The sequence below is a fragment of the Meridianimarinicoccus aquatilis genome, assembly GCF_004358675.1.
Taxonomy (GTDB): Bacteria; Pseudomonadota; Alphaproteobacteria; order Rhodobacterales; family Rhodobacteraceae; genus Meridianimarinicoccus; species Meridianimarinicoccus aquatilis.
In genome coordinates this window covers 26048-50119 of record NZ_SMZO01000001.1, presented here as the reverse complement: position 1 = coordinate 50119, position 24072 = coordinate 26048, and the positions used below count along the sequence as shown (strand labels likewise).

Sequence of the window (24072 nt, the reverse complement as noted above, 5' to 3'; positions counted from 1 at the left end):
CTGCGCTGCGCGTCAGACCGGGCCTATGTGCCCGCGCGGTCCATCTCCGACCTGACCGCGATGCAGCAAGAGCTGGTCAAGAAGAACGCAGGCCATCATCGCCTCTCCGACAGGGACAGCACGTATACCGACGCAAGGATCGTGGCGGCCTTTTGTGATGATCTGGGCAGGTTCACCCGACTTGGTGATTGTCGCACGGGGGGTCAGGATCGATGATGTGGGCTTCACGGCAAAGCGCACCACGATCTCTTGTCCGGTGGAAATGCCCCCCAGAATCCCGCCTGCATGGTTGGATCCATAAACAGGCGCGCCATCTGCGCCCAGTGTGATCTCGTCCGCGTTGGCAGAGCCAGTCAGAACAGCCGCTGCCATGCCGTCGCCGATTTCCACGCCCTTTACGGCATTGATCGACATCATCGCTGCCGCCAGATCTGTATCGAGCTTGGCGTAAATCGGGGCACCAAGGCCCGCAGGGACGCCGCGCGCTGTCACTTCGATCACGGCCCCGACGCTATCGCCTGATTTACGGAGTCCATCAAGATACGCGGCCCACTCGGTTGCGGCTTGTGCGTCTGGAACCCAGAATGGATTGCGGTCAATTTCGGCGGCATCAAAACGTGCCCGGTCGATGGCGTGGGGCCCAATCTGCACCATGTATCCGCTGATTTCCACATTTGGCATAAGTGTAGACAATGCCTTGCGAGCGATGCCCCCGGCTGCGACGCGTGCTGCTGTCTCGCGTGCCGATGAACGGCCGCCCCCGCGCGGGTCGCGAATCCCGTATTTTTGCCAATAAGTGATGTCGGCATGCCCGGGCCGAAATTTCTCGGCAATGTCACCATAGTCTTTCGATCTCTGATCCGTGTTTCGGATCATGAGTTGAATCGGTGTGCCGGTGGTTTGACCCTCGTAGACACCGGAAAGTATCTCGACTTCATCGGCTTCCCGGCGCTGGGTTGTGTATTTGTTCTGACCTGGCTTGCGGCGGTCCAGCCAGTGTTGGAGGTCGGCGGCGTCGATCGGAATACCCGGAGGGCATCCGTCCACAGTCGCGCCAAGAGCGGGTCCGTGGCTTTCGCCCCATGTGGTGACGCGGAACAGGTGGCCAAAAATGTTCAGGCTCATGAGGCGCGGGCTCCGTCTTGAAAGTGTTATCAGGGGATGTAGCGGGCGCGGGCAGAGGGCTCAAGCCTCAACCGTGACAGCCGACAAACGGAAAACGCGCCCCAAAGGGCGCGTTTTATGAAGGTAAGTCCGACGCAGGCCTGAGGCGCGAATTCTTGAGTAAGAGTTTCGGCTCCGTTTAGGTGCGAAGCGTCGGATGTCTTGCTTACGCTTTTTTCTTCTTTACCGGCGCCCAAATCCGCTTGTTCGTCAGGTATAGCAGAACAGTCAGGACGGTGAGGAAAAGAAACGCGGTCAGACCGGCTTCTTTGCGCGCCATCATCTTCGGCTCCGCTGTCCACATCAGGAATGCGGCAACGTCTTCGGAGATGGATTCAGCGTCGTTGGGATGGCCATCTGCATATTCCACGTACTCGTCACCGATTGGCGGTGCCATGGCAATCCACCCACCTGGGAAAGCAGTGTTTTCATACAGAACAACACCGGCTTCCTCTTTCTCTTCGCCGGTGTAGCCGGTGAGGAGGGAGGTGATGTACTCTGGTCCGCCGATGCCGTTGAACAGTTGGCTCAAACCTGTGCCATAGGGGCCGTGAAAGCCCGCACGTGCCTTTGCCATAAGGCTCAGGTCAGGTGCGTTTTCCAAGGACGAAGGCGGGAAATGGTCTGTCGGCTTTGCAGTCCGATAGTCCATGATTTCCGGATCCCAGACTTCCCAGAATTCCGCATATGCGCGAACCTGGTCTTCAGGAATGTTAGGGCCGCCTTCTTCACCGATAGACCGGATCGGAACGAACTTCATGCCGTGGCAGGCTGAGCAGACTTCGGTGTAAACCTGCAGGCCGCGCTGAAGCTGCGCCTCATCGAATTTACCGAACGGACCTTCGAAGGAGAAGTTCACATCATGGATGTGGCCTTCGCCGCCCGCGGCCAGGGCCGCGCCGCCTGTCAAGGCGAACGCGGTGGTTGCTGCGAGGGTGAGTGTCTTGAACATGTTTACCTCTGCCCCTTTCACTCGGCCGGTGTCGCGACGGTGCCAGAAGCGTCGTCGGACTTGCCATAATGGGCGTTGAAATCTTCTTCGATGGTTTCGACTTGTGGCAGTGGCTTCTCGATCACGCCGAGCAGTGGCAGGATGACGAGGAAGTAGCCAAACCAATAGGCCGATTGTGGCAGTGGCTTCTCGATCACGCCGAGCAGTGGCAGGATGACGAGGAAGTAGCCAAACCAATAGGCCGACCCCAGTAGGGCTATATATGGATAGATGCCTTCGGCAGGCATCGCGCCAACCCACATCAGAACCATAAAGTCGACGCACAGCAGATAGAACCACCACTTGAACATCGGACGATAGCGACCCGACCGTACAGACGAGGTGTCGAGCCAAGGCGCCAGCGCCATGACCGCAATCGCACCGAACATTGCCAGAACACCGAAGAACTTGGCGTCAATGATGCCGAAGCTGATGAACTGGGCAATCTGCACAACCCATACGTCACCGTCAAAGGCGCGCAAGATGGCGTAGAATGGCAGGAAGTACCACTCAGGCACGATGTGCGCGGGTGTCGAAAGCGCGTTGGCTTCGATGTAGTTGTCGGGGTGGCCAAGGTAGTTCGGCATGAAGCCAACGATGGCGAAGAATACCACCAGAATTAACGCCAGGGCGAACAGGTCCTTGATGACGAAGTAGGGCCAGAACGGCAGGGTGTCTTTTTCCGCTTCGGCTTTGGATGTGCGACGCACTTCAACACCTGTCGGGTTGTTGTTGCCTGTCGTGTGGAAAGCCCAGATGTGCACGATCACGAGGCCCGCAATAACGAACGGGAACAGATAGTGCAGCGAGAAGAAGCGGTTGAGCGTTGCGTTGTCCACAGCTGGCCCACCAAGCAACCAAGTCTGGATCGCTTCGCCGATGAACGGGATCGCGCCAAACAGGCCGGTGATCACGGTCGCACCCCAGAAGGACATCTGACCCCAAGGCAGAACGTAGCCCATAAACGCCGTGCCCATCATCAGCAGATAGATGAGCATGCCGATGATCCATGTCACTTCGCGCGGTGCCTTGTAGGAACCATAAAAGAGACCACGGAAAATGTGCAGATAGACAGCAACAAAGAACAGCGACGCGCCGTTCGAGTGCAGATAGCGCAGCATGTGCCCGCCATTCACGTTCCGCATGATGTGCTCAACGCTGGCGAAGGCCGCATCGGCGGAAGGCGTGTAGTGCATCACCAGCACGATGCCGGTGGCAATCTGCAACGCCAGTGTGAAGGTCAGGACAATGCCCCAGATCCACATCCAGTTGAGGTTCTTGGGCGTGGGGATTGTAATTGTAGAGTGCAAAAGGCCGACAATCGGCAAACGCCGATCCAGCCACTTTTCGGCACCCGTCTTGGGTTCATAGTGGTCGTGAGGAATTCCGGACATTCGGTCTCTCCCTTAACCGAGTTGAATGGTTGAATCGTCGAGGAACGACGCAATCGGGATCGGCAGGTTCTCTGGCGCGGGGCCTTTGCGGATCCGGCCAGCGGCATCGTAGTGCGACCCGTGGCAGGGGCAGAACCAACCGCCGAAGTCGCCGGCACCGTCGCCAAGCGGGACGCAGCCCAAGTGGGTGCAGACACCCATCATGACCAACCATTCCTCGCTCTCGTCGAGGGCGCGGTTCTGGTCACTTGCGTCTGCATCCGCCGCGATGTTCGCGTTGCGCGCATTCTGGTCTGGCAGATCGCTAAGCGGCGTTTCGCGAGCGCTTTCGATCTCGTCGGCGGTACGGCGGCGAATGAACACCGGCTTACCAAGCCATTTGACCGTAATCTGCGTGCCTTCGGAGACGCCGCTGATATCGACGACAATCGACGACAACGCCTGCACATCTGCAGACGGGTTCATCTGATTGACAAGAGGCCAGACCGCGGCACCTGTTGCGACGGTGCCCGCCCCGGCTGTGGCATAAAACAGGAAGTCCCGGCGGGTTCCTTCGTGATCTTCGGTGTGTGACACTGAAAACTCTCCATCTTTTCGCTGGCTGGGCCAATGCGGGCCGTGGCCGCGCAGAACAGGCAGCCGCCATTAGAGGTAACTAGACCGCACGCCCTGAACCGTCCAGCAGACAATCGCGCACATGACAGGCGAAATGCCGCAGTATTTTGCGTTTTTGGGGATAAAATTGGTGTTCGCGTCCAAGCTTGCTGGAAAGTGTGGCAGATCGGCCAGACCCATGCGGCGGTGCAGCACAGATCTTGAATGCGTCTGTTTCAAGGAGTAGCCAAAACACAAAGCGAGGGAGTATCCTTGCTGTAGCTGACGAATCGAAAGGCCTGTCTGATGTTCCGTTTTCGCGCTTGTACCCTTGCCCTTGCCGCCGCGCTTGGCCTTATGGCGGTGCCTGCTGCTGCTGAATTCGAACTCAGCGTGTACACAGGCTGGCAAACTTCCCCCCACAGCGTGGTCAAAGGCAACGATCCTGGCGGGGTTGGTGCGTTCGACTTCACCGCTGGCTGGGAAGGAAAGTCGGGCGAAATGCCGCCTTATTACGGCTTTCGCGGCACGTGGTGGCAATCTGACACGCTGGGGTTTGCTTTGGAATTCAACCACGCCAAAGTCTATGCAGATGACGAAACGCTGGCCAAGAACGGGTTCAACCGTCTGGAATTCACGGATGGCCTGAACCTTGTGACGGTCAACGTGTTTCGCCGTTTTCCCGGCACTCCGACCAGTTTCACGCCCTATGTGGGTGGCGGCGTTGGCATCGCCGTTCCGCACGTGGATGTTCAGACATCGGGCGGAAAAACCTTTGAGTACCAGTACACCGGCGCGGCGGTTCAGTGGGTCGCCGGTGCCAGCTATCCGCTCAGCGATCGGTGGTCTGTATTCGGAGAATACAAAGGCAGCTATTCCCAGAACAAGGCAGATCTGGCGAGCGGCGGGACGTTGGAAACGAACATCGTCACCAATGCGTTGAACCTTGGCGTCAGCCTGAATTTCTGAATTTCAGAACATCGAAAGAACAAAACGCCGGTGCCCGACGGGTCCGGCGTTTCGTGTATGTGCTCGCCTGTTTCAGTTAGCCAGTCGGGGGCACTGTACTTTGCATTGATGGGCGCGCATCAAACGCCGCGTGCCACGCTGCCAGTCCGGGTGCATTCGTGCGCCAGTCTCGCGCCGTGTGGCGAAAATCAACATAAGACAGCGCGACACCAACCGCGACATGGCCCATGTCCAAAGGCCCAGACAGATATCCGAGCCAACGATCCTCTAACGCAGAAATGGCGCGCGACACTTTCCGCCAATAGCCTTCCACTAGGTCGGGGCTGACCAACTCAGCGGGCCGAAGTCGATGTTCGTAAACCATCGCTATCGCCGCATCGAGGATTCCGTCGGCGGTTGCCTCAAGCGTCAGAACGTCCCACAGGCGCGGCGCTTCTGGATAAAATGTGCTGCCGGCGCGGTGTGCAAGATATTGGCAAATCACCCGGCTGTCATAAAGCGCCGGACCATCGTCGCGCTCCAGCGTGGGTATCTTTCCCAACGGGTTTTGCGCCAAGGGCATTCCCGACGGATCAAGGGGCGTTCCGGCCGCCTTCACCAGCGTGACATCATCGGTTTGGTCGGTTTCGGCCAGAAGTACGCGCACCTTGCGAACATATGGCGACGTCTCGGAATAGTGCAGGCGCATGGACTACACTTTCCGCACGCGAAGGCGGCCAAGGGCGGTCAGGTCGATTTCAAACCCAGGTCCATTTTTCATGGCGCGGACCGTGCGCTTCCAGCGAACCGTGCCATGGGCGCCTTCTGCATCGTGCTGAAACGTGGTCCCTTCTGGAAGGTCATCCAAGACGTCTTCGGCACGTTGGTCGCGGCGGGGCTGGGTCTGGGCGCGCCACACTGAATAAGCCGCAATGCCGACAGCAGCATAGCGCGCGGCAGTCAGCGCTGTGGGAACGAGAGGCAAGGCCATAAGATGCTCCGTATTGCTCACGTTCAGGTAATCAGGCGCGCGCGGGTCTGGCAAGGGCGCACGCCACACGATGCCGTTAGGGATGCGCGTGTCAGGCGGACCTGCCCACGGTGCTACGCAGACCGCAAAGTGCCGCCAATCCCGATAGGCTCAACAGCAGGCTGGCAGGCAATGGGATCGCTGGAAGGATGTGGCCAAATCGCACATCAACCGTTTGGCCGGGAGCGCCAATTGGGCTGTTCAGCGTTACGGTGAAGCGCGTGTCGCCTGGGGAGAGGGCAAAATTCAACAAGTTGTGATAAAGGCAGACATCGCTTTCGACCCATGTCCAGGGCGTGGGCGCACCGTCGATAGCAAGCGTGAAATCCGGTCGCCACGGCGCGTCGGGCCCGGTGCATTGGCCAAAGACCTGAAAGGTGGTGACGGGTTGGGCGATGGGGAAGAAATTTGTCACGGTGAAATCAATGACCGTCGTGGGAACCGAGGTCACACCATCAACATCCACTAGCCAATGATAGGCCAATGCCGGGGCGGGCCAGTTGAAACTGTCACCTGGGTAGGATGGCGAGACGCCGACATCTGTGATGTAGCCGGGCAGGGTGGGGAGCGTTGACGCGATGCCCTGACCTGCCGATATGGCCAAACTTGCCGCTGCGATAAGGCGCAAAATCGTGGCAGACATGATAAAATCCCTTCATTCCAAAAGGGAATGCTCGCAGCTTATTGCCGCAAGGTCAACATGGTCAGGCCGCGAGCCGCGCCCCATCATGGCCCGCAATCCGCGCTGTGACGATCTGGCCCTCGGGTTGGGGCGTGTTGAAACTGACCTCGGCGAACTGGCGGGTACGGCCCAACGTTGGGGCTTCCATCAAAATGTCATGGGTGCGGCCGACCTGCGCGGCCAAATGTGCCGCCACCGCTGCGGTTCCTGCAGCGCGCAGACGGGCGGCGCGGTCCTTTATGGCGACCCCGCCGACTTGCGGCATCTTCGCGGCCGGCGTGCCGGGGCGCGGGGAATAGGGAAAGACGTGCAGCCATGTCAGGTGGCACTCCTCAACCAAGCGAAGCGAGTTGTCGAACATCGCCTCGGTCTCGGTCGGGAACCCTGCGATCAGGTCCGCGCCAAAGGTCATGTCGGGCCTCAGCGCGCGCGCCTCTTCGCAAAACGCGATGGCATCATCGCGCAGATGACGCCGTTTCATGCGCTTGAGAATCATGTTGTCCCCGGCCTGCAGGCTCAGGTGCAAATGCGGCATCAGGCGTGGTTCGGTCGCAATCGCCTCCATCAGGGCGGGATCGGCTTCGATACTGTCGATCGAACTGATCCGCAGGCGCGGCAGGTCCGGCACAAGCGTGAGAATGCGCCGGACCAGATCGCCAAGGCGCGGGGTTGCTGGCAGGTCGGCTCCCCAACTGGTCAAATCAACCCCGGTCAGAACCACCTCGTTGTAGCCGCGCTGCACCAACCGCTTGATCTGGTCCACCACGACGCCAGCAGGCACCGACCGTGAATTGCCGCGCCCGAATGGAATGATGCAAAATGTGCAGCGATGATCGCATCCGTTCTGAACTTGGACATAGGCCCGTGACCGGGTGCCGAACCCGTCGATTAGATGCCCAGCCGTTTCGCGCACCGACATGATGTCATCGACTTGTATCTTTTCAGTCTGCCCGATCCAGTCCCGTCCGGCGAGCCCCTCCCAGGTTCCCGGCGCCATCTTTTCCGAATTGCCTATGACCTGATACACCTCTGCCATTGCGGCAAAGCTCTCGGGGTCGGTCTGCGCGGCGCAACCCGTGACGATGATACGCGCATCAGGGTTTTCGCGGCGGGCACGGCGGATGTCTTGGCGCGCCTTGCGCACCGCTTCGGCCGTAACAGCGCACGTATTGATGATGACGGCGCCGGTCAGCCCGGCGTCATCCGCCATCGCCTTCATCGCTTCGGTTTCATAAGCGTTCAAGCGGCAGCCATGGGTGGTGAAGACGGGCGCGGTCATTGGGCGGCCTGCAGCCAATCGGCGTTGAGTGTCCCGTCAAAGACATGGGCGGTCGGGCCGGTCATCCAGACGCCATCCTCGCGCCAGTCAATGGACAGCCAGCCGCCGTCCATCTCGATGTCGACGGCGCGCGGGGTGAGGCCCAGAAGATGCGTGGCAACGGCCGTGGCGCAGGCCCCGGACCCACATGCCAGCGTCACGCCTGCGCCCCGTTCCCAAACGCGCAGCCGCAGCGTGCCATCTGAACGGATCTCCACGAACTCAACGTTGGTGCGCTGCGGAAAAAGCGGATCGTGCTCGATTCGCGGGCCAAGCTCGGTCAGGGCGACTGTGGTCACGTCATTTACAACGCGAATGCAATGTGGATTGCCCATGCCAATGGCAGCCGGATGCCCTTCCAGAGGAAGCGCCAGCGTATCCACGTCACGCGCCAGCGGAATATCCTGCCACGCGCGCTGCGGCTGGCCCATGTTGACGCTCACCCGGCCATCGGGGCAACGCACCGCGAGTAAAACGCTATGGGCTGTTTCAATCGTCAGGCTATCTTGGCCGGTGCGGTTCATCTCTCGCGCTGCGACGCAGCGGGTGGCGTTGCCGCAGGCGCCCGACAAGGTCCCATCAGAATTCCAGAACTCCAGCCTCAGATCGGCGCGGTCGCTGTCGCGCAGTTCTGCAAGCTGATCAAAACCGACGCCGAAATTGCGGTCGCCAAGCGCGCGTGCCAGCTGCGGCGACACACGCCGTTCCGGTCCCCGCGATTCTACGATCACGAAGTCATTGCCCAGCCCGTGCATTTTCACAAAGGGCAGCGTTTGGTCGGAAACAGCACTGTTCATTTCGCGGCGTATAGACCTCTGTTGAAAGAGAATCCAGCCTGCGCGGAAAAACTTGCGCAAAGCCCCTTGACCCTCCTGCGGTGGGTTTGTAGACGACGGCTTCTAGTGGGCCGTTAGCTCAGTTGGTAGAGCAACTGACTTTTAATCAGTGGGTCGCAGGTTCGAATCCTGCACGGCTCACCACTGTTATCAAAGACTTACAGGATTTCGATCCCAGTGCTACCCTTAGCGGGTAAGCGCTAGGTAAGCTTTGGACTGAAGATTCTCTTTGATTTCCCTCATAAATTGCGTCAGCGTCGGCGCAACAGGGAGACAGTTATGGGCCATATTAGGCTCGGCACTTTGCCGCAGTCGAAGAAGTGGCGCGATGTCGTTGGTTTAATAGATTCTGGTGCGTCAGTTGACGTGATCGCCGAGGCTGCGGCGAAAGCCTCGGAGCGGGACCTTTCCAATGCGAGCAAGGACCCACGCTTTCAGTTCGTAGCATCGCTTCTTGTGCGACTTCCGCTTTTGGCACGTGCGCCGGGGTTCGAGGACGCATTGGCTGACTTGGGATGTGGCGATAGTGCCTTGGTGTCGGTGGCCAATCTCTTAGCCGGTCTGGACGCTGCCATTGAACGGCAGAGTTTCGGAACGGGGCACGCATCGGATGCCGGTCTATTGGCCAAATCCGCTTTGCTCGAATCCTTGTCGGTGAATCTACGAGATCGGTTGCCAACGTTGTTTGAACCGACTTCGCAGGAAGTCCGGATCGCGTTGGGGGAATTTGCCTCGGGCGACAAGTTTGCCCACTTAGCGCGAGATTTCTTTGCAAGACTGACTTATCGCTCTCTCGACTATTACCTAAGCCGAGAACTGGCCAACCACATCGGGCAAGACCGTCGGTTTGCGAGTGACGCCCAGCGCGTCGCTTTCCAGCAAGCCTTGGCCCAACACACCTTTGAAGCCTCACGCATCGTGCAGGAGTTTGCAGGTGGGTGGTTCGGTAAAACGGTGTGGCAGCACCAGTCTCTGGATCAGGACGCAATCAACCGTTTCACTGACTACGCATTCAAGAAGATGAGGTCCGAGCTTGGGCGGCGGCGCGATACCGTTTGAGCATCGGGTTAGGTGCCTTCCGCCGCTGACCAAGAGCGGTGGTGACGCACAATTGTGCCTTGAGATCGATGGGCAACCGGTCGGCGTCAAAGTCTGCATCAGCCATTTGAACGCGCAGCTGGTGGCCGAATTGCCAGACCGAACCCTGGACTTGCTTGAAGTCGCGGCAGTGGTCTACGGGGCCGATGCTGGCGTAAGTCGCGGTGGCACGGCAGATCAGCATATGGGCGCGCGATGGAATCGGCATTTTGAAGTTGAGATGCCGGTTCGGGATCACGATTTCTGGAATTGCACAGAAGTGGTCTCGGCACTGGAAGAAATGCTGATGTTCCTGTCTGGAGATCGGTTTGCTTTCCGGTTCGTCGCCAAAGAGGATGGCGAGGCCGAGCGATCATTGTTCTTCAAGTTCGACGAGGGCAGCGCATGGCGGGCGACGCGGGTGATGATGTTCTCCGGCGGCCTCGATTCCTTTGCTGGGGCGCTTGAGGAAGTCGCCGAGCAAGGCGAGCGCGTTGCGCTGGTCAGTCATTTTTCCGCTTCAAAGATCGCGCCTGTGCAGCGGCAACTTCACAAGGCATTGGCTTCAAGGTTCGGCGAGAACAGTTGTCGCCATATCCCTGTGCAAGTGCAGATGGTTGGCAGAGGACTCAAGGAGGGGACACATCGGGCAAGGTCGTTCCTATTCGCTGCGCTGGGCGCTGTCACGGCAAAGGCGTTCGGGCTGAACCGGGTTTCATTCTACGAAAACGGGGTCGTCAGCCTGAACTTGTCGCCGGTTGGCAATGTTCTTGGCACCAGAGCCACCCGAACGACCCATCCGCAAACCCTTTCCCGGTTTTCCGATTTCTTGAGCCGCGTGTTCACGTCCGAAACCCGGATCGACAATCCATTCTTCTGGCGGACAAAGAGGGAAGTGGTCGAGGCGGTTGCCCGTTTGGGCATGTCCGAACTGATAGCGCAGACGCGCAGTTGCGCTGATGTTCACAACCAGACCAAGCAGCACATCCATTGCGGGCGGTGTTCGCAATGCATCGACAGGCGCTTTGCTGTGCTGGCTGCCGGGTTGACTAGGTTCGACCCGGAAGAGGCTTATCGGGTGGCACTGATGGACGATGCCAGAAATGATCTTCGCGACCGCGAGATCGCGCTGTCCTACCTGCGCAGCGCACATGCCTACGAACACGTCACCCCATCGGAATTGGAGCGCGCCCTACCTGCCGTCGTCAGCGCTGTCGCTCACTTGGAGCAGCCTACGGAAACGGCGCTTGAGATGATCGCCCGCTTGTTGAAACGGCACGGGACCGGGGTGTCCGACGTAATGCGCGCGACTTTGAAGGCGAAGGATGCTGTGGATTTTCCGGACGGAAGCCTGCCAAGGCTCTACGGTGAAGCGCAAAGGCCGGAACTTCTACCGCATATGCCGGTTCCATCTCGCCCTATTGCAAAACCCTCGAATCTCATGGTCATGGAAGTAAACACGAAACGGCGGCGCGTCGTTATCGACGAACGAATTTTCGTTGAACGCAATGCTACGGCTGACCTGTTGATTGCATTGGCCGACAAGTGGCTTGAGGGGGCCGGGCAGGGCATGACGCCTCTCGATTATCCTTTGGCCAGTTCGGCCTTTCTGGCAAATGCTTTGAAACTGGAGGGCGATGAAGCTGTGCGCCAACGGGTCAATCGCGCGAAAACCGTGCTAAAGAAGAAAATGGCTTCCAGCGGCAGGGAACAACAGGAAGCCGAAGCGATAATCGAGAACGTACCGTGGCATGGCTATCGTTTGACCCCGGACCGCGTAGCGGTCCGGAAGGTCAAGTCGGAATGACGGGGATCATTTGATGAGGCTGTCATCTTGGACACCGCGTTTTCGAAACCGGCCCATCAACTCCATTTGTCGCCCCGGTGGGACCGTGCCGTAGGAACTGAACGTCGTCAGAACGTCATCGTGGCCCATGTTCTGTGACCATGCCTTGAAGTCCTCAGGCGTGCGGCAATGGTCGTTGGCCAGTTCGGTCATCGTATCTCTGACCCGATGCGGCGAGAATGGCGGCAGACCTGCGTCGGAGAATGCCTTCTTGAAAATCTTCGCCGCGCTTGATGCGCTTTTCCAAGGTTCCCGCGAAATCCCGACGGCCTCAAACCTGTGGGATTCACCAACCGCGACTTTGGTCTTCGGGAACAGTGGATCGGTCGCGCCGAAAAGGTGAGTCTGCGTCAACTCAGTCGCCCAATCTTCGAGAATGACTTCCGCGAATTCGCCGAACGGGTAGAACCCGGTTGAGAAAGACTTGCCGAATTTCGTGTCAACGTATCGGCCATCGAACTGCACGCACCCGCTTTTGAATTCAAGGTTGCGCAAGAGCAATGAAATCGCGGCCCCTTCGCGTGATGCTGTGAGGAACAGGAACGCCAGAAGGGCGCGGTTTCGGCGTTCGATGACCGTGCCTGTGGACATCGTCTTGATGACGTGACGCGCCTGTGCGGGCGAAGGGTGCGGTTTCCACAGCGTCCCGCGTCGGGCGTTTTCCGATTTGCGGTCCGGCGTCAAATAGTCGGCATCCGAGCGGCTGATCTTCGACTTGTAGCTGGGCTGATCCGCCATCCAGTAGAAGAACGCCTTCAACTCGCGCAAGGTGCCGTTGGTGGTCGCAGCGGACAGCGGCGCGCCAGTGCGCTCGTTCCGAAGGCGCGCTAGATGACGCTTGAACGACCGCGCGCGTTCGGCATGGAAAGCGCGGAAATCCTTGCCGCCCAGCCAGTCATCGTAGAGCGTGATGGCAGCGGCAGACTTGTCGAGGGAAGCCTCGGAAATGCCCTGAGCGTCCTTGCGCCAGAGAAGGTATTTGCGCTTGATGCGCAGATTATCCTTGTTGCGTTTTGCCATGGGTTTGACCTTCCTGTTGCATGGTGACATTTGAACGGGTATCGGCTGGAGACACTAATCTTGGGGACGCCTTCTGAACTGCGACCTCGATTTTGGGACGAATGGCCTCCAGATCGGTGCGCCTGACGACCTTATGCATCAGCGATCCGCACTCGGGACAAAGGCCGGTCAAGCGCCCTGTTTCGGGGGTTTGCTGCATGTAATCAGCCATCTTACCATCAGGCTCGCGAGGAGACTTGCACCCGAGGCAATAGCAGTGATGCAGGGCCAGGTTGGTGGCGATCTTGGTCTGGCGGGCACCGAGAAAGGCCTTGAGGTCTTTTCCCTCGATCAACCAAGGCTTACGGCTCGTTTCCGCAACAAGATCTTTATTATTGATCCAGCGGATGACGGTTTGCTTGTGACAGCCCAGCGCCTGCGCGATCTCCCAAACGTCATAGACCCGGTTTGCCTTGATCCTGTTCATGGGGAATTTCTTGGCCATCACTTTCGCTCCGGTGACAACGGGCCATGTGTGTTCTGGCAAAGCTGCGCGGCCTCAAAGGCCTCAATGTCTGCCTCGTCGTAGAGAACTCGCGCGCCAATTTTTAGGAATTTCGGCCCTTTGCCGAGCCAGCGCCATTGTTCCAGCGTCCGTGGTGAAATGTGCCAGCGCGTTGCGAGCTGAACCTGAGTGAACTTCGCCATCTGATGACCTTTTCGCCTCTATGCGGATCGCTTGGGTGCGATGCGCTTCTGAGGAAAAAGGTGCGCTTCTTTCGGCGTGAAGTATGTAGCCCCGCAAAAGGAAACCGTGACCAATTGTCTTTCAAGTATATGATTTTATTTCTCTATTCGATCAAAGCTGTGACCCATTTGGAAAAGCCGTGACCAACCAAAAAAGGGACAGTAGGCATGGTGCCTGCAGTCCACTGACTGCGGGTTGCTCACGTGCTTTCGGTCGATGTCTAGCTTAGGCGACCCACTCACGAACCGCATCGTCTCCAGGCTCACCGTAATCACGCTCTGGAACTGTTCCGGCGGGTAGAGCAGGTTTGCGCGAAGGTTACGATCACAATCGCCCACACACGAGAGTCGACGGGTTCACCCCGTGGAAGTATCAGCAAAGCTCAGCAGAGGACCAGAACCTGAACAGTGCGAACAAAAACCAAGGACTCTTCGGAGAGCACTTCACTCAGCTATTACCACTTTTCAGCGAAGCGCGAGGACAGAGGCATGAGGACCTCAGGAAATACCCCATAGAACGTGATCCCGAGATAGGTAGCCGCGCGGGTCGCACCAACGTAGAGAAACTGCGTGAATAATTCCGGGTGCTTTTCCAAAGTCTCATCAAGACCAATGAAGAAAACGGCTTCAAACTCCAATCCTTTGATGTGCTGGATATCAAAGACCCTCACGTCTCGGTCGTTGCCAACAACCTTCCCATCTTTGCAAGGAACCGCTGCTAGGCTGATTTCCTCAAGACGGTCATTCAAGGTTAGAGCTAGCGGCTCCACATCTGCCTCCTTATTTACAAGGACAGCAATTGTGGTAGCCCTATTCAGCATTCTATCAATCTCTTGGATCCGCTCGGTCAGCCAATCCGCGACTTTTTCATGATCGTCGAGGCAGTCTCGCCAAACCGGAGCTATGCCTTGGGTGTCAAGATGGTCCGGAAGAATGATGTCTTCGGCATGCGAACCGCCTAGCGTGGCGACATCTTTGGCTAAATCGACTAAGCGCTGACTTTGCCTGTAAGAAACGGTTATCGACTTCCGGACGATGTCCTTGGAGACCCAATCAAGAGCTTCACTAGGGTCAGGATTCATAACCAATAGATGACGGTTGCCGCGAGGGCGATGGCTGATAGGAACACCTCGGGGCATCGGTCATAGCGGGTCGCCACACGCCGCCAATCCTTGAGCCTGCCGAACATGATCTCGATACGATTTCTCCGCTTGTAGCGGCGCTTGTCGTACTTGATCGGCGTCTTGCGTTGCTTCCGGCCGGGAATGCAGGCGCGTATGCCTTTATCTTTCAACGCTTCCCTGAACCAGTCGGCGTCATAACCACGATCTCCCAGCAGCCATTTGACGTTTGGCAGGCTACCGAGAAGCGCCCGTGCACCGATGTAGTCGCTCACTTGTCCAGCGGTGACGAACAGATCGAGCGGTCGTCCCTGGCTGTCACAGATGGCATGAAGCTTGGTGTTCATGCCGCCCTTGGTGCGACCGATCAGACGCCCGCGCCCCCTTTTTTGGCGGCCATGCTGGTCGCCGTTCGATGTGCCTTCAGGTATGTTGCGTCGATCATCACGGTCGTCTTCTCACCGTGTTTCGTTGCCAACCCCGCCATCATCCGCGCGAAAATTCCTTTCTCGCTCCAACGTTTCCACCGGCTGTAGAGCGTCTTGTGCGGACCATAGGCGGCAGGCGCGTCCCGCCAGCGCAACCCATTGCGATTGATGAAGATAATCCCACTCAGAACCCGCCTGTCATCAACCCGCGGCTTGCCGTGCGATTTCGGGAAGAAAGGGGCGAGCTTGGCCATCTGCTCGTCAGTCAGCCAGTAAAGGTCGCTCATGTCACCGCTCCATTTTCTGAGCCGTGAATCACGCCGTGCGACCGAAATCAATGCATCCTGACCCTAGTCGAGCTTCTGGAATGTCTGGGCCATTGGGAATGTACTGCATCTAATACTCGGAGATCGCGATGGTGTCGTATCAGGGATAGTTTGGCCATGGTTCCATGGCAAGTTCAGGCTGTGATCTCTGCACGTCGTATAGGAAGTTAAAGCGGACATTAATTTGTGGGTCGCTCAACGGCAGCAAAGGGCCGGAAGCTCCGGCCAAACCTAGCAGTCCTCTTCCAGGTGCCACGTCCGTTACCTGCGCAACTTGGCCATTCATGCGATGCGCAGCCGATGGTCGGTAGACCGCCCTCCTCTACCTCACACCAATATAGGTGTGTTACTTCAAGCCAAACAGTGACTGTAAACCTGCTGGAAGGGAGGCGGTCAAATCCAGTTGGACGGTGATAGGGGATTCGCCCTCCCAGCCTGCGAAGGTTACCGGGCCGGCATAGCGAAACGGAGCGGCGCGGCCATCACGGAGTTTGGAGTTTCGGACGAAGAGGTGGATCGTCCAGCCGGGCTCGTCCCCTGATATAATTCGCCCTCGTGAACTTTCACGGCGGGTGCTGGTCTGGGTTTGCCAGATGAAGCGCGTCGGAGTGGCGAAGGCATCGGCATAATGGTCTCCGACAGACATGCTGCGCTTGTCCATGGTGACCAGCAGGACCATGACCTTGGCCTTTGAGATGACAACGATTCCGGAGTTCCAGGACCCGGTATTGAACCTCTCTCCAAACAGAGGAGGGATGTGATCGCGGGGATATTCATCCCAGATCTTTGCCGTCGCTTGTGCGGGGATGTATGGTGTTTGGTCGTCGGCAGCCGCCGAGAGGGGACTGGCTTCGTCCTGACTGTAAGTCGTGGCGCGGTTCTGCAGGTAGCGCAGGAGGCGCCAGTCGACGATCTCGGATGCGAGTTCCGCCATTGCTGGATCAGGCGCGTTGCCAAAGGTTGTCTCAAACGTGCCGGGACCGAGCTGGAACCACTCCTTCGCGGACAAGTACTTCAGCGGGTTCTGTGTCAACAAGGCCCGCAGCGCGGCGGGGTCTTTGGGATCGACGCTGAGGTCTGCCTTGATCTCCGGATTGCGCCGCGCGAGGCGCGCGACACGGTCGGCTAGATCGGAAATGGCGATGCGTCCCGGAAAGGCTCCGGCCTCGATCATGCCGCGCAGGACCAACATCTTGTAGCTGCGGGTCATGCGGGTGGTTTCGATCTCATCGAGCAACCCTTTTTTCGCGGTCCACGCCGCGTGTCCTGCGGCGGAAAGATCGCCCATGTCGTTGACGAAGCCGAGCCATCCTTCGTGGCCGGTGCGGCCTGGGTTGAAGCCGGCGTGTTGAACCTCGGACGCGGTGGGGCGGACGCCGTGGCGGTCGCGGAAGTCGCGATAGAAGGCGGTCAGCTCTTCACCATCACGGGGTTGGCGTATCAGCGATTTCAGGATGTCGAGTGCTTCGAGGTCGTAGGTGACTTCGCAGCCTGCCGGAAAGGAAATTTCATGCTGGGCGAAACGCTCCAGAGCGATCCGCAGCGCGCCTTCACCCGCGCCGATGCGCAGAAGGGTGCGGGCTTTGGTCAGGAAGATCCTGTGGTTGCCGATGTAATCAATCACGGCAAGGTGGGTCTTCTCGGCGGACCGGCGCAACCCGCGGCCAAGTTGCTGCAGCCAGATCACTGGGCTTTCGGTGGGGCGCAACATCAAGACCGTGTCAATGGATGGCACATCCACGCCTTCATTGAACATGTCGACTGCGTAGACGATGTCGAGGTCGCCGTGTTCAAGGGCCTTCAAAGCGCTGGCGCGTGGGGCAGAGGTTTCGCCGGAATGCACAGCCACGGCGCGTAGTCCGCGTGCTCTTGAAAACTCGGCCATGAAGTCGGCATGGCGACGCGAGACGCAGAAGCCGATAGCTTTCTTGCCGCCCCGCCGTGCGAGCTGGTCGAGAGCGTTTTCAGCACGAGCTTGCGTGGCGACTGCCTCAGTCAGTGCCGCCTCATCGAAGCGTCCGCTACGCCAGGGGATTTGCGCGTATTCAACAGGGTCAGGGACGCCGAAATACTTGAACGGCGACAACAATTCTCTGTCGATGCCCGACCAGAGGTCGCATTGGTAGACGAGATTTTCTTCGCAAAGGCCAAGAAGGTCACCGCCATCGGAGCGGTCAGGCGTTGCCGTCAGGCCCAGCAGGAAGTCAGGTGTGAAATGGTCGATAATCCGCCGATAGGTCGCAGCGGCCGCGTGGTGGAATTCGTCAACGACGATGTAGTCGAAGGCATCCGGCGAGAAGCGGTTCAGGTGTTCGGCGCGGGAGAGCGTCTGGATCGAAGCGAAGAGCACGTCGGCGTCAAAGTCCTTCTCACCTCCGCCGAACCGTCCGAGACGGGCTTTGGGACGAACTGCGCGAAACGCCTCCATGGCTTGCGTCAGAATCTCTTCACGATGCGCGACGAATAGAACGCGCGCGGCAGGCTGGCTGTCAAAAGCGGCGAGGAAAGTCTTGCCGAGCCCGGTTGCCAACACGACCAGACCAGCGCGGTATCCCTTGGCGCGCGTCGCGGCGAGGGCCGCGAGAGCTTCCAATTGGATGGCGTGCGGTTTGGGTGCGTCTTCGGGCGGCTCCTCCTGAACGCCGGAAGCCATCGGCGTCGGGGCGATCCGTCGCGTTTCGTAGCTGTCGATCCACTCGGGCGAAAGGCCCCTCACGTCGGGCCGGGCAAGAAGATCGTCAAAGGCCGCGCGAGCAGTGGTCAGCGGCAGGGCGTCCGACTTGTCGAAGTGGCGGAGGTTCCATTCGACGCCATCGGTCAGAGCCGAGCGTGACAAGTTCGACGAGCCGACGATCAGCGCTCCGGAGCCGTCGGCAAAGGAGAACATCCAGGCCTTGGGATGGAACGGGATGCGCGCCGCGCGGAAAATGTAGAGATGACGGTCGTGGTCGAGATCGTGCATGAGGCGCAGTGCGGTCGGCTCTGTGACGTCCAGGTAATCGCCGGTGAGTAGCCGCAACCGCCCGCCACGTTCGAGCAGGTCACGCAAGTGGGGAAGGACGAGGCGCGCACCAGAGGTCATCAGGAAGGACACGGCGAGATCTACGCTCTTCGCCTGGTCGATTAGGGGGCGGAGGTGAGCATGGAGCGCGTCGTCTCCGCCTGAAATAAGCGGTCGGTCGTGCGGGGCGCCGGGAATTGGACCGGTCGCGGATGCCGGGGCTTCGAGGCGGAAATGAAAGTGCGGCCCAGACTCGATAAGGGCGACCGAGGCGGTGATACCGTCGGTCTCGAGCTGGGTCTGAGCCGGTGTAATCCGCGCCATCAGGGCCGATTGCTCGGCCTCGTCGAGGTCGCGCCACCGTCTCGCGTGCCTCCGCGGAGCGAGGATCAGGCCTGCCCCGTGGCGGATCACAATGACCTTGGCGTCGCATTCGACCACCTTGTCCATAGCTGGGCTACAGCATGGGCAGGGGGCGTTGTCTGCGGAAGGTAATTCAGCGGGCAAGTGTCAGGTTTTCCTCAGCAAAGCATTGAGCCAAATGTCCTCTTTTCTATCAGGGCGGCGATCTTCGGATCGCCAGGTTTCAACCTGCCGCAGAGAAGGGAGTTCGTCCAGGAGGGACGAGAGAGTTTCTTCGGTCATGTCGGTAAAATCGCGGCCGTCTTTTCGGCGGTTTCCAGTGCCGAATTTGAACGAGGCATAGAGGATGCCGCCGCGGACAATGTGATCAGCGAGGCGTTGGAAGACAGCGGGCAGATCAGCGCGGGCAACATGTAAGAGCGACGCACAGGCCCAGATGCCATCAAACGACTGCTCCCATTGAAATTCCTCGAAGCTGAGCAGTCGGACCGGGACGCCGCTGAAGAGAGTGGCTGCCTGAACCATCGCTGAGGAGGCGTCGAAGGCTTCAACCTCATGGCCTGCAAAGCGGAACGCACGGGCATCGCGTCCGGAACCGGTGCCTGCGTCGAGAATGCGGCATTGGCCCCCAGGCATCTGGGTCAGTTGCGCCAAGAACCGGGTGCGCAGTTCCGACATGTCGACCGATTGGGTGGCGGAAATAAAATTCTGCGCATTTCTTTCGTAGTAGTCGGCCATTTCTTCAATCCGTTCGACGCAAACGAGCGAACTGTCGGAAGTGCGGCTTGACCTGTCAAGCCCGGCTCACACCGGTGAGAAGGACCCGTTACCGAAGTCCTGACCCAAATTTGTAGCTGCACAGGTTCCCAAATACTTCGATGCAAGCGTTTAGGATGACAATCCGAGTGCCTTGAGCACGACGTTGAATACCTGTCCGTCATCCAACCCTGCTAGCTCCGTGCTACGACCAAATGTTTCAAGCGCCCAGATCGTTAGGAGCTTCCGCATGACGGTTGAGGGCGCGTCCATTCCGTGTGTGGCCAGGTCAAGCAGGAGGAGCTGATAGGCTTGGGCGAGGCTTCTCGTGGGCCCGGCACCGCCGGGGGATCGCGAGCTGATGTGCGGCGATATCGTGGGCTTGAGCAGCTTGTAGAGGGCGTCCTTGGCCTCCGTAGTCCATGCTTCGCCCCGCTCCGACACGTCGGCGCAGATCGCGAGATTGGCGATTTCGGTGGCGCTCAGCAACGTTTCGAAAAGGTATTTGCCACCTACCTCTGACATAAGCGTCTTTCCCGGATCGCACTTCTTCCACACAGGTAGAACAGGGGCCGCCTCTAATCTGAGGCGGTGTTCTTCATGAACTTTCGAATGTTTGCGGGCACAACTAAGTCCCGCTAGACGAAGAGGCCTGTGACCGGACCGAGAGGCTCATTTGGCACATCGCCCCCAACCGTCTCCGACTCTGGCAGATCAGTTGCCACTGGTCGTCCGCCCGACACGATTTGGTCGTGCCAAGCCTCCCGATGTCGCGTGAGAAGATCCTGCGCGGCATCGAGAGCTTCTCTCCGCTTTACCTGCGGATCGGGTGACGCAACCGGCACAGCCCTCAGGCGACCAAGGCGATACCAGCGCGACACTGTCCGCAACCAGCCTGCCTTAAAGTCGAAGTCGTACCGGAAGCCCAGCACAGGAGACGTCGTCACCCATGGGGCTGAAATCTCGGGATGACCGCTCACGTCGCCATCGACCCGGATGGCATCACCGTCACGCCAGACAAGGAACCAGTTGTCAATCATCGGGGAACTATCGAGGTCCTCTGACCTCGGCCCGGCGTCGGCCTGCTTGAACGCGGACCACAAGTCCTCACAGCTCGTGTATCGCATTCATAAGGCCTCCTCGCTCCACGGCCGCTGGTCGCGCCCTTCGATAGCGTATCGCGTCGTGATCAAGGCAACCGATCATTGTCGATCCCGTCAACGCCGAGGTGATCACTGGGGCTAAAGCGGTGCCCCCCCTGAGCGCCAGCGATATGAAGGTGCCGCTCAGGAGGACGCTTCCCAGCAATATGCCCATACCAAGACGCTTATTTCTCAGCAGAAGGCGGCCGCTCTCCTTGCCGAGGGTGGCGAGGTCTGCCTCGAGCTTCGCTTGCCGCTTTTCCGCCGCAACAACCCTTCGGCCGGTGACCTGCATTACGCCCCCGATCCGATTTGCCTCAGCCGCCACCTCCTTGCGGAAGGCCGTCATCTGCCGCTCGAGCTCCGCCTGCATCTCCGCCAGCTCTGCCTCCGTCTTACGGATCGTGTCGTTTCGTCTGGCTCGTAGTTCCTCGATGCGGGCGTCCAGTTCTCGGGTCATGGTTCAATCCCTCTCTTGGACTGATGTAGCGGATCGCGCCCGGCCGGGGGCTGATCCTCCACCAGGTCGCTCAATTCAGCTTCGGCCGCAGCCGGTTTCAGGTGACGCTCGATCAGCTCCCAGCACCGGGAGACGATCTGGAGGATGCGATCCAAGGAGCTATAGATGTCCATCTCTCCAACCCGGCGCTTCAGGCGTTCGTCGTGGATGGTCCAGCCTTCCCCCGATGGCGCTGGCACGACTTCACCGGTCAGCACGCCGATCATCAGCTTGCGGGCCAGTTCGAAAGCCTCGCGCACCCCATCTCGGCGGTAGGCATCGGCTTGGGATCGGACCTCTTCCATCTTGCGCCCGGCGTCGAGACGTGCGTGCCGGGCCCTGCGCTGCGCGTCGAGGAGGTAAGCGTCGGCCACCGCGGTATTTTCCTCGACCAGCGCCACGGAAATCCGCCCGGCCTCCACCATGGCGTCATGGCGCTCCTTGATCCGCGCCGGGTGCAAGCCTGCAACGACAGGGGCGGACGAGGTGCGGTCACGTGAGTGCAAAGCCGGGGGACACGGGCCGCTTCGGCAAGGACCTGCTCCACCGATTGTCCGGCGGGGTTCGCCTTGCGCGAAAAGCTCTGGAGATGGAAAACTGGGGGCCGCTCATGCTGCGACCTCCGTTCCCCGGGAAACGCAATATGGACCGACTATTGTGTTGGCAAGCAACACGTCTGGCAAGGCGCTGCGCCCCTGCACCCAGCCAAGCGACTGCGCCGCCGATCCGTCCCGGATCGAAGCCGCCCATGGCGGCTGCAAAAGCCCTTCTCCGCCAGCCATGAGGGCGCGTCGGCAGGCTCTTGCAAGGTGTCCCGGGAGCGCGGACCGCCCTAGCGCGGGGTCCGTTGGCCAGGCGGGGGGCGGGATCATGCCGGGCCTGGTCATCGCAGGAACCCCGCTGCCTGGGCTTCTGCCCTCGAGATCAACCCACGCTGCACCGCTTGGAAAACCCTGTCCTCCGGCAGGTGCCGGTACATCCAGTCCTTCCGCTCGCGGATGGCGTCGGCGGCGTCGCTGAGCAGCCTCTCGGCAATCTCTTGCGGCCTGTGCACCTCGACCCTGGCCGCCTCGACGAACGGCCGCCATTTCTCCAGCCTGAACCAGTTGTCCGAGAAGCTGACCTTCGATCGGGTGTGCCCGGCCGAATGCAGGGCGTAGGCCTTCACCGCCGTCAGCAGTTCGGCCGCCGTCACCTCGGACAGCGCATCCCGGGCCAGCCTGAGCGAGGTCCGCCGGTCCCGCCGCCGGTCCTCGGGATAGGCTTCCCAGATCTTGCCCAAACCCTCCTCCCCCGGCTCCTGCGCGCGCGTAGGAGGTTTAGGGGTTGTTTTTAGGATTGATTGGGGTCCCCTGAGGACCCCGTCTGCTCGGGGGACCTTGCCGGGGCACCAATCAGCTCCAATTGCGCCACGACGTCCATGTCGATCCGGTAGACGACGGTGAAGCCGTTCTTGCAGGGCCGCTGCTGTCCGGTCTGGACCAAGATGCCCTCGCGGAGGAACTCCGAGATGGTCCGCTTGACGCTGCTCTCGCTCAGCTCCGTGTGGCGCTGGACGAACCCCTTGGAACACCAGATGCCCGAGCCGTCATCGCTGGCCTTGTTGGCCAGGAACATGATGATCTGCTTGCGGACGGCACTGCCGAAACGGCGCTCATGGCAATGGGCCTCTACGACGTAGCTCATGGCCGGTCCTCCGTGAGGCTTGCGCCAGTGGCGGAGCGGGCGTAGGCTCTTGGTGTCGAAAGACTTTCTTTGTTGTCGGGTGGAGTGCCAGCTCCCCCGGCAATTTTGTTTGGGGCTCCGGGGACGTCTGGACGGTTCGTCAGGCCCTGAATTTCGGCAATGAAATCAAAGGGGCTGTTGTGGGGGTTCGCCAGTGTAACCCCTTGATTTTCAACAACGCGCAGCGTCCTGCACGGCTCACCACTGTTTCCGAAGACTTGGTTGCGCATGCAACCCATTCGCCAAAGTCGGTAGAGACTGCGGTAAATCCCGGTCGTGAAACTTATCGTTCGCGGATTGGGAATGGCCGTCGCACGCCGCATAGATCGGCGACGCGGTTCAACGGCTGCTACCTTTGATGTTTGCCGCTTAGCGGGCTAATGCGGCAATCGCGGGCAACGCGGCGAAATCCGCGAACGCATGGTCATGGGGAATGTCGGCTACCGGGGTCTTGCGATACCCTTCAGAATAGAGTGCGAACCGTATGCCCGCCGCCTGTGCGGTGCCTGCGTCCACCTCGCTGTCGCCCACGTACAGACGTGGCCCATCCGGCAGGGCATCAAACGCGTGAAACAGCGGGGCAGGGTCCGGCTTCTTCACCGGCAGAGTATCCCCGCCCACGACAACTTTCATTTGGTCCAACAGGCCAAAGGCACGCAGGATCGTCACCGCGGGCCCCTCTGGCTTGTTAGTGCAGATGCCAAGGGTCCAGCCCGCGGCCTCCAGATCATCAAGCGCAGCCAAGACGCCGGGGTAAATGGTCGTGTTCGCAGTTGGCGACGCTTCGTAATGGCGGGTGAAAGCGGCCAAACAGGCGGCGTGCTGGGATGGATCAGACCCAAGGCCGGCGGCCCCCATCAACCGTTCCACCAATGTGGGAACACCATTACCGATGAAACTGCGTGTCTGGGCCGGGGTAACAGGCGCTGCACCGAACTCCGTCAACATTTGGCTGCCTGCCGCGTGCAGATCGGGTGCGCTGTCGATCAGGGTTCCGTCCAGATCAAAAACAACCGCGCCGCTCATGCTCTCGTCCACTTCCAAAACGGTTGGCTTACCGGCGTCATTCCTGATCCGGCGCTTTG

Annotated in this window: 26 protein-coding genes, 1 tRNA gene and 1 pseudogene; 5 read left to right on the top strand and 23 right to left on the bottom strand. The window is 59.5% G+C overall.

What is annotated here, in order from left to right; translation table 11 throughout:
• Nucleotides 1–12: 12 nt before the first annotated feature.
• The 4 genes from aroC to petA all read right to left on the bottom strand — a co-directional run bounded on the left by aroC (nt 13) and on the right by petA (nt 4125).
• Entirely contained in the window at nt 13–1125 is a 1113-nt protein-coding gene (aroC, locus tag E2L05_RS00265) for a chorismate synthase (protein WP_133340888.1), read from the bottom strand.
• A gap of 205 nt (nt 1126–1330) precedes the next feature.
• Entirely contained in the window at nt 1331–2116 is a 786-nt protein-coding gene (locus E2L05_RS00260) for a cytochrome c1 (RefSeq protein WP_133340887.1), read from the bottom strand.
• Between the two features lie 17 nt (nt 2117–2133).
• A complete protein-coding gene (locus E2L05_RS00255; protein ID WP_133340886.1) occupies nt 2134–3549 on the bottom strand; it encodes a cytochrome b in 1416 nt (471 codons plus the stop codon).
• Between the two features lie 12 nt (nt 3550–3561).
• Nucleotides 3562–4125, bottom strand: a complete 564-nt coding sequence (gene petA, locus E2L05_RS00250; RefSeq protein WP_133340885.1) for a ubiquinol-cytochrome c reductase iron-sulfur subunit — start codon at nt 4123–4125, stop codon at nt 3562–3564.
• Nucleotides 4126–4449: 324 nt separating this feature from the next.
• Here petA and E2L05_RS00245 point away from each other — a divergent pair, with 324 nt between their 5' ends.
• Complete coding sequence (locus E2L05_RS00245; protein ID WP_133340884.1) at nt 4450–5112, top strand: outer membrane protein; 663 nt, start codon at nt 4450–4452, stop codon at nt 5110–5112.
• Nucleotides 5113–5188: 76 nt separating this feature from the next.
• On the opposite strand, the gene E2L05_RS00240 is transcribed toward E2L05_RS00245, so the two are convergent.
• The 5 genes from E2L05_RS00240 to dapF form a co-directional block, all read right to left on the bottom strand.
• Nucleotides 5189–5800, bottom strand: coding sequence for a glutathione S-transferase (locus tag E2L05_RS00240; RefSeq protein WP_133340883.1), 612 nt, complete (start codon nt 5798–5800; stop codon nt 5189–5191).
• A 3-nt stretch (nt 5801–5803) separates the two neighbouring features.
• Nucleotides 5804–6082 carry a hypothetical protein gene (locus tag E2L05_RS00235; protein WP_133341000.1) on the bottom strand — a complete coding sequence of 93 codons (279 nt, stop codon included), beginning with the start codon at nt 6080–6082 and terminating at the stop codon, nt 5804–5806.
• Nucleotides 6083–6173: 91 nt separating this feature from the next.
• Nucleotides 6174–6764 carry a hypothetical protein gene (locus E2L05_RS00230; RefSeq protein WP_133340882.1) on the bottom strand — a complete coding sequence of 197 codons (591 nt, stop codon included), beginning with the start codon at nt 6762–6764 and terminating at the stop codon, nt 6174–6176.
• A 61-nt stretch (nt 6765–6825) separates the two neighbouring features.
• Nucleotides 6826–8082 (bottom strand): tRNA (N(6)-L-threonylcarbamoyladenosine(37)-C(2))-methylthiotransferase MtaB, encoded by a 1257-nt coding sequence (mtaB, locus tag E2L05_RS00225; protein ID WP_133340881.1) that lies wholly within the window; start codon nt 8080–8082, stop codon nt 6826–6828.
• Entirely contained in the window at nt 8079–8918 is an 840-nt protein-coding gene (gene dapF, locus E2L05_RS00220) for a diaminopimelate epimerase (protein ID WP_133340880.1), read from the bottom strand. The genes mtaB and dapF overlap by 4 nt, the downstream gene beginning before the upstream one ends.
• 107 nt (nt 8919–9025) lie before the next feature.
• Between dapF and E2L05_RS00215 the strand changes: the two genes are divergently transcribed.
• From E2L05_RS00215 to E2L05_RS00205, 3 genes are all read left to right on the top strand, one after another.
• Nucleotides 9026–9101: transfer RNA gene (locus tag E2L05_RS00215), tRNA-Lys, on the top strand.
• A gap of 135 nt (nt 9102–9236) precedes the next feature.
• A complete protein-coding gene (locus tag E2L05_RS00210) occupies nt 9237–10016 on the top strand; it encodes a hypothetical protein (protein WP_133340879.1) in 780 nt (259 codons plus the stop codon).
• 52 nt (nt 10017–10068) lie between these two features.
• A complete protein-coding gene (locus E2L05_RS00205; protein ID WP_243721815.1) occupies nt 10069–11841 on the top strand; it encodes a 7-cyano-7-deazaguanine synthase in 1773 nt (590 codons plus the stop codon).
• A gap of 6 nt (nt 11842–11847) precedes the next feature.
• On the opposite strand, the gene E2L05_RS00200 is transcribed toward E2L05_RS00205, so the two are convergent.
• The 3 genes from E2L05_RS00200 to E2L05_RS00190 are packed head-to-tail and all read right to left on the bottom strand — an operon-like array spanning nt 11848 to nt 13587.
• On the bottom strand, nt 11848–12900 hold the full coding sequence (locus tag E2L05_RS00200; RefSeq protein WP_133340877.1) for a tyrosine-type recombinase/integrase: 1053 nt from the start codon (nt 12898–12900) through the stop codon (nt 11848–11850).
• Complete coding sequence (locus E2L05_RS00195) at nt 12878–13384, bottom strand: helix-turn-helix domain-containing protein (protein ID WP_133340876.1); 507 nt, start codon at nt 13382–13384, stop codon at nt 12878–12880. The genes E2L05_RS00200 and E2L05_RS00195 overlap by 23 nt, the downstream gene beginning before the upstream one ends.
• Nucleotides 13384–13587 (bottom strand): helix-turn-helix transcriptional regulator, encoded by a 204-nt coding sequence (locus E2L05_RS00190; protein WP_133340875.1) that lies wholly within the window; start codon nt 13585–13587, stop codon nt 13384–13386. Before E2L05_RS00190 ends, E2L05_RS00195 begins: the two co-directional genes overlap by 1 nt.
• 341 nt (nt 13588–13928) lie before the next feature.
• On the opposite strand from E2L05_RS00190, the pseudogene E2L05_RS21020 reads away from it, so the two are divergent.
• A pseudogene (locus tag E2L05_RS21020) lies at nt 13929–14042 on the top strand (IS3 family transposase); the annotation flags it as partial.
• 39 nt (nt 14043–14081) lie between these two features.
• Here the strand turns inward: E2L05_RS21020 and E2L05_RS00180 are convergent.
• From E2L05_RS00180 to gph, 11 genes are all read right to left on the bottom strand, one after another.
• Nucleotides 14082–14708: an ATP-binding domain-containing protein gene (locus E2L05_RS00180; RefSeq protein WP_165971653.1), complete on the bottom strand. Its 627-nt coding sequence runs from the start codon at nt 14706–14708 to the stop codon at nt 14082–14084.
• Nucleotides 14705–15462 (bottom strand): IS5 family transposase gene (locus E2L05_RS00175; protein WP_133340999.1). Its coding sequence is split into 2 segments (ribosomal slippage): nt 14705–15126 and nt 15126–15462, totalling 759 coding nucleotides; the frame shifts between segments, so codons are not numbered across the junction. The genes E2L05_RS00180 and E2L05_RS00175 overlap by 4 nt, the downstream gene beginning before the upstream one ends.
• A gap of 385 nt (nt 15463–15847) precedes the next feature.
• Entirely contained in the window at nt 15848–18952 is a 3105-nt protein-coding gene (locus E2L05_RS00170) for a DUF3427 domain-containing protein (protein ID WP_165971652.1), read from the bottom strand.
• Between the two features lie 60 nt (nt 18953–19012).
• Nucleotides 19013–19603, bottom strand: a complete 591-nt coding sequence (locus E2L05_RS00165) for a class I SAM-dependent methyltransferase (RefSeq protein WP_133340873.1) — start codon at nt 19601–19603, stop codon at nt 19013–19015.
• Between the two features lie 150 nt (nt 19604–19753).
• A complete protein-coding gene (locus E2L05_RS00160; protein WP_133340872.1) occupies nt 19754–20146 on the bottom strand; it encodes a hypothetical protein in 393 nt (130 codons plus the stop codon).
• 113 nt (nt 20147–20259) lie between these two features.
• The gene (locus E2L05_RS00155) at nt 20260–20748 is read right to left on the bottom strand and encodes a DUF6634 family protein (RefSeq protein ID WP_133340871.1); all 489 of its coding nucleotides are present in this window, start codon (nt 20746–20748) and stop codon (nt 20260–20262) included.
• On the bottom strand, nt 20729–21223 hold the full coding sequence (locus E2L05_RS00150) for a hypothetical protein (RefSeq protein ID WP_133340870.1): 495 nt from the start codon (nt 21221–21223) through the stop codon (nt 20729–20731). Before E2L05_RS00150 ends, E2L05_RS00155 begins: the two co-directional genes overlap by 20 nt.
• Nucleotides 21220–21687 (bottom strand): hypothetical protein, encoded by a 468-nt coding sequence (locus E2L05_RS00145; protein WP_133340869.1) that lies wholly within the window; start codon nt 21685–21687, stop codon nt 21220–21222. The genes E2L05_RS00150 and E2L05_RS00145 overlap by 4 nt, the downstream gene beginning before the upstream one ends.
• 458 nt (nt 21688–22145) lie before the next feature.
• A complete protein-coding gene (locus E2L05_RS20950; RefSeq protein ID WP_208016200.1) occupies nt 22146–22544 on the bottom strand; it encodes a hypothetical protein in 399 nt (132 codons plus the stop codon).
• 50 nt (nt 22545–22594) lie between these two features.
• The gene (locus tag E2L05_RS20945) at nt 22595–22948 is read right to left on the bottom strand and encodes a hypothetical protein (RefSeq protein ID WP_208016199.1); all 354 of its coding nucleotides are present in this window, start codon (nt 22946–22948) and stop codon (nt 22595–22597) included.
• Nucleotides 22949–23356: 408 nt separating this feature from the next.
• Nucleotides 23357–24013, bottom strand: a complete 657-nt coding sequence (gph, locus tag E2L05_RS00135) for a phosphoglycolate phosphatase (RefSeq protein WP_133340868.1) — start codon at nt 24011–24013, stop codon at nt 23357–23359.
• Nucleotides 24014–24072: the final 59 nt, after the last annotated feature.

Excerpts from the sequence above, each read along its gene's own strand:
- mtaB (WP_133340881.1), bottom strand. The coding sequence starts at position 8,082 with ATGACCGCGCCCGTCTTCACCACCCATGGCTGCCGCTTGAACGCTTAT.
- E2L05_RS00190 (WP_133340875.1), bottom strand. The coding sequence starts at position 13,587 with ATGGCGAAGTTCACTCAGGTTCAGCTCGCAACGCGCTGGCACATTTCA.
- E2L05_RS00255 (WP_133340886.1), bottom strand. The coding sequence starts at position 3,549 with ATGTCCGGAATTCCTCACGACCACTATGAACCCAAGACGGGTGCCGAA.
- E2L05_RS00165 (WP_133340873.1), bottom strand. The coding sequence starts at position 19,603 with ATGGCCGACTACTACGAAAGAAATGCGCAGAATTTTATTTCCGCCACC.
- E2L05_RS00260 (WP_133340887.1), bottom strand. The coding sequence starts at position 2,116 with ATGTTCAAGACACTCACCCTCGCAGCAACCACCGCGTTCGCCTTGACA.
- E2L05_RS00245 (WP_133340884.1), top strand. The coding sequence starts at position 4,450 with ATGTTCCGTTTTCGCGCTTGTACCCTTGCCCTTGCCGCCGCGCTTGGC.
- E2L05_RS00210 (WP_133340879.1), top strand. The coding sequence starts at position 9,237 with ATGGGCCATATTAGGCTCGGCACTTTGCCGCAGTCGAAGAAGTGGCGC.
- E2L05_RS00160 (WP_133340872.1), bottom strand. The coding sequence starts at position 20,146 with ATGTCAGAGGTAGGTGGCAAATACCTTTTCGAAACGTTGCTGAGCGCC.
- E2L05_RS00200 (WP_133340877.1), bottom strand. The coding sequence starts at position 12,900 with ATGGCAAAACGCAACAAGGATAATCTGCGCATCAAGCGCAAATACCTT.
- E2L05_RS00230 (WP_133340882.1), bottom strand. The coding sequence starts at position 6,764 with ATGTCTGCCACGATTTTGCGCCTTATCGCAGCGGCAAGTTTGGCCATA.
- dapF (WP_133340880.1), bottom strand. The coding sequence starts at position 8,918 with ATGAACAGTGCTGTTTCCGACCAAACGCTGCCCTTTGTGAAAATGCAC.
- E2L05_RS00155 (WP_133340871.1), bottom strand. The coding sequence starts at position 20,748 with ATGCGATACACGAGCTGTGAGGACTTGTGGTCCGCGTTCAAGCAGGCC.
- E2L05_RS00240 (WP_133340883.1), bottom strand. The coding sequence starts at position 5,800 with ATGCGCCTGCACTATTCCGAGACGTCGCCATATGTTCGCAAGGTGCGC.
- E2L05_RS00195 (WP_133340876.1), bottom strand. The coding sequence starts at position 13,384 with ATGGCCAAGAAATTCCCCATGAACAGGATCAAGGCAAACCGGGTCTAT.
- E2L05_RS00180 (WP_165971653.1), bottom strand. The coding sequence starts at position 14,708 with ATGAATCCTGACCCTAGTGAAGCTCTTGATTGGGTCTCCAAGGACATC.
- E2L05_RS00235 (WP_133341000.1), bottom strand. The coding sequence starts at position 6,082 with ATGGCCTTGCCTCTCGTTCCCACAGCGCTGACTGCCGCGCGCTATGCT.
- E2L05_RS00145 (WP_133340869.1), bottom strand. The coding sequence starts at position 21,687 with ATGGTGGAGGCCGGGCGGATTTCCGTGGCGCTGGTCGAGGAAAATACC.
- E2L05_RS20945 (WP_208016199.1), bottom strand. The coding sequence starts at position 22,948 with ATGAGCTACGTCGTAGAGGCCCATTGCCATGAGCGCCGTTTCGGCAGT.
- gph (WP_133340868.1), bottom strand. The coding sequence starts at position 24,013 with ATGAGCGGCGCGGTTGTTTTTGATCTGGACGGAACCCTGATCGACAGC.
- E2L05_RS00170 (WP_165971652.1), bottom strand. The coding sequence starts at position 18,952 with ATGGACAAGGTGGTCGAATGCGACGCCAAGGTCATTGTGATCCGCCAC.
- aroC (WP_133340888.1), bottom strand. The coding sequence starts at position 1,125 with ATGAGCCTGAACATTTTTGGCCACCTGTTCCGCGTCACCACATGGGGC.
- E2L05_RS00150 (WP_133340870.1), bottom strand. The coding sequence starts at position 21,223 with ATGACCCGAGAACTGGACGCCCGCATCGAGGAACTACGAGCCAGACGA.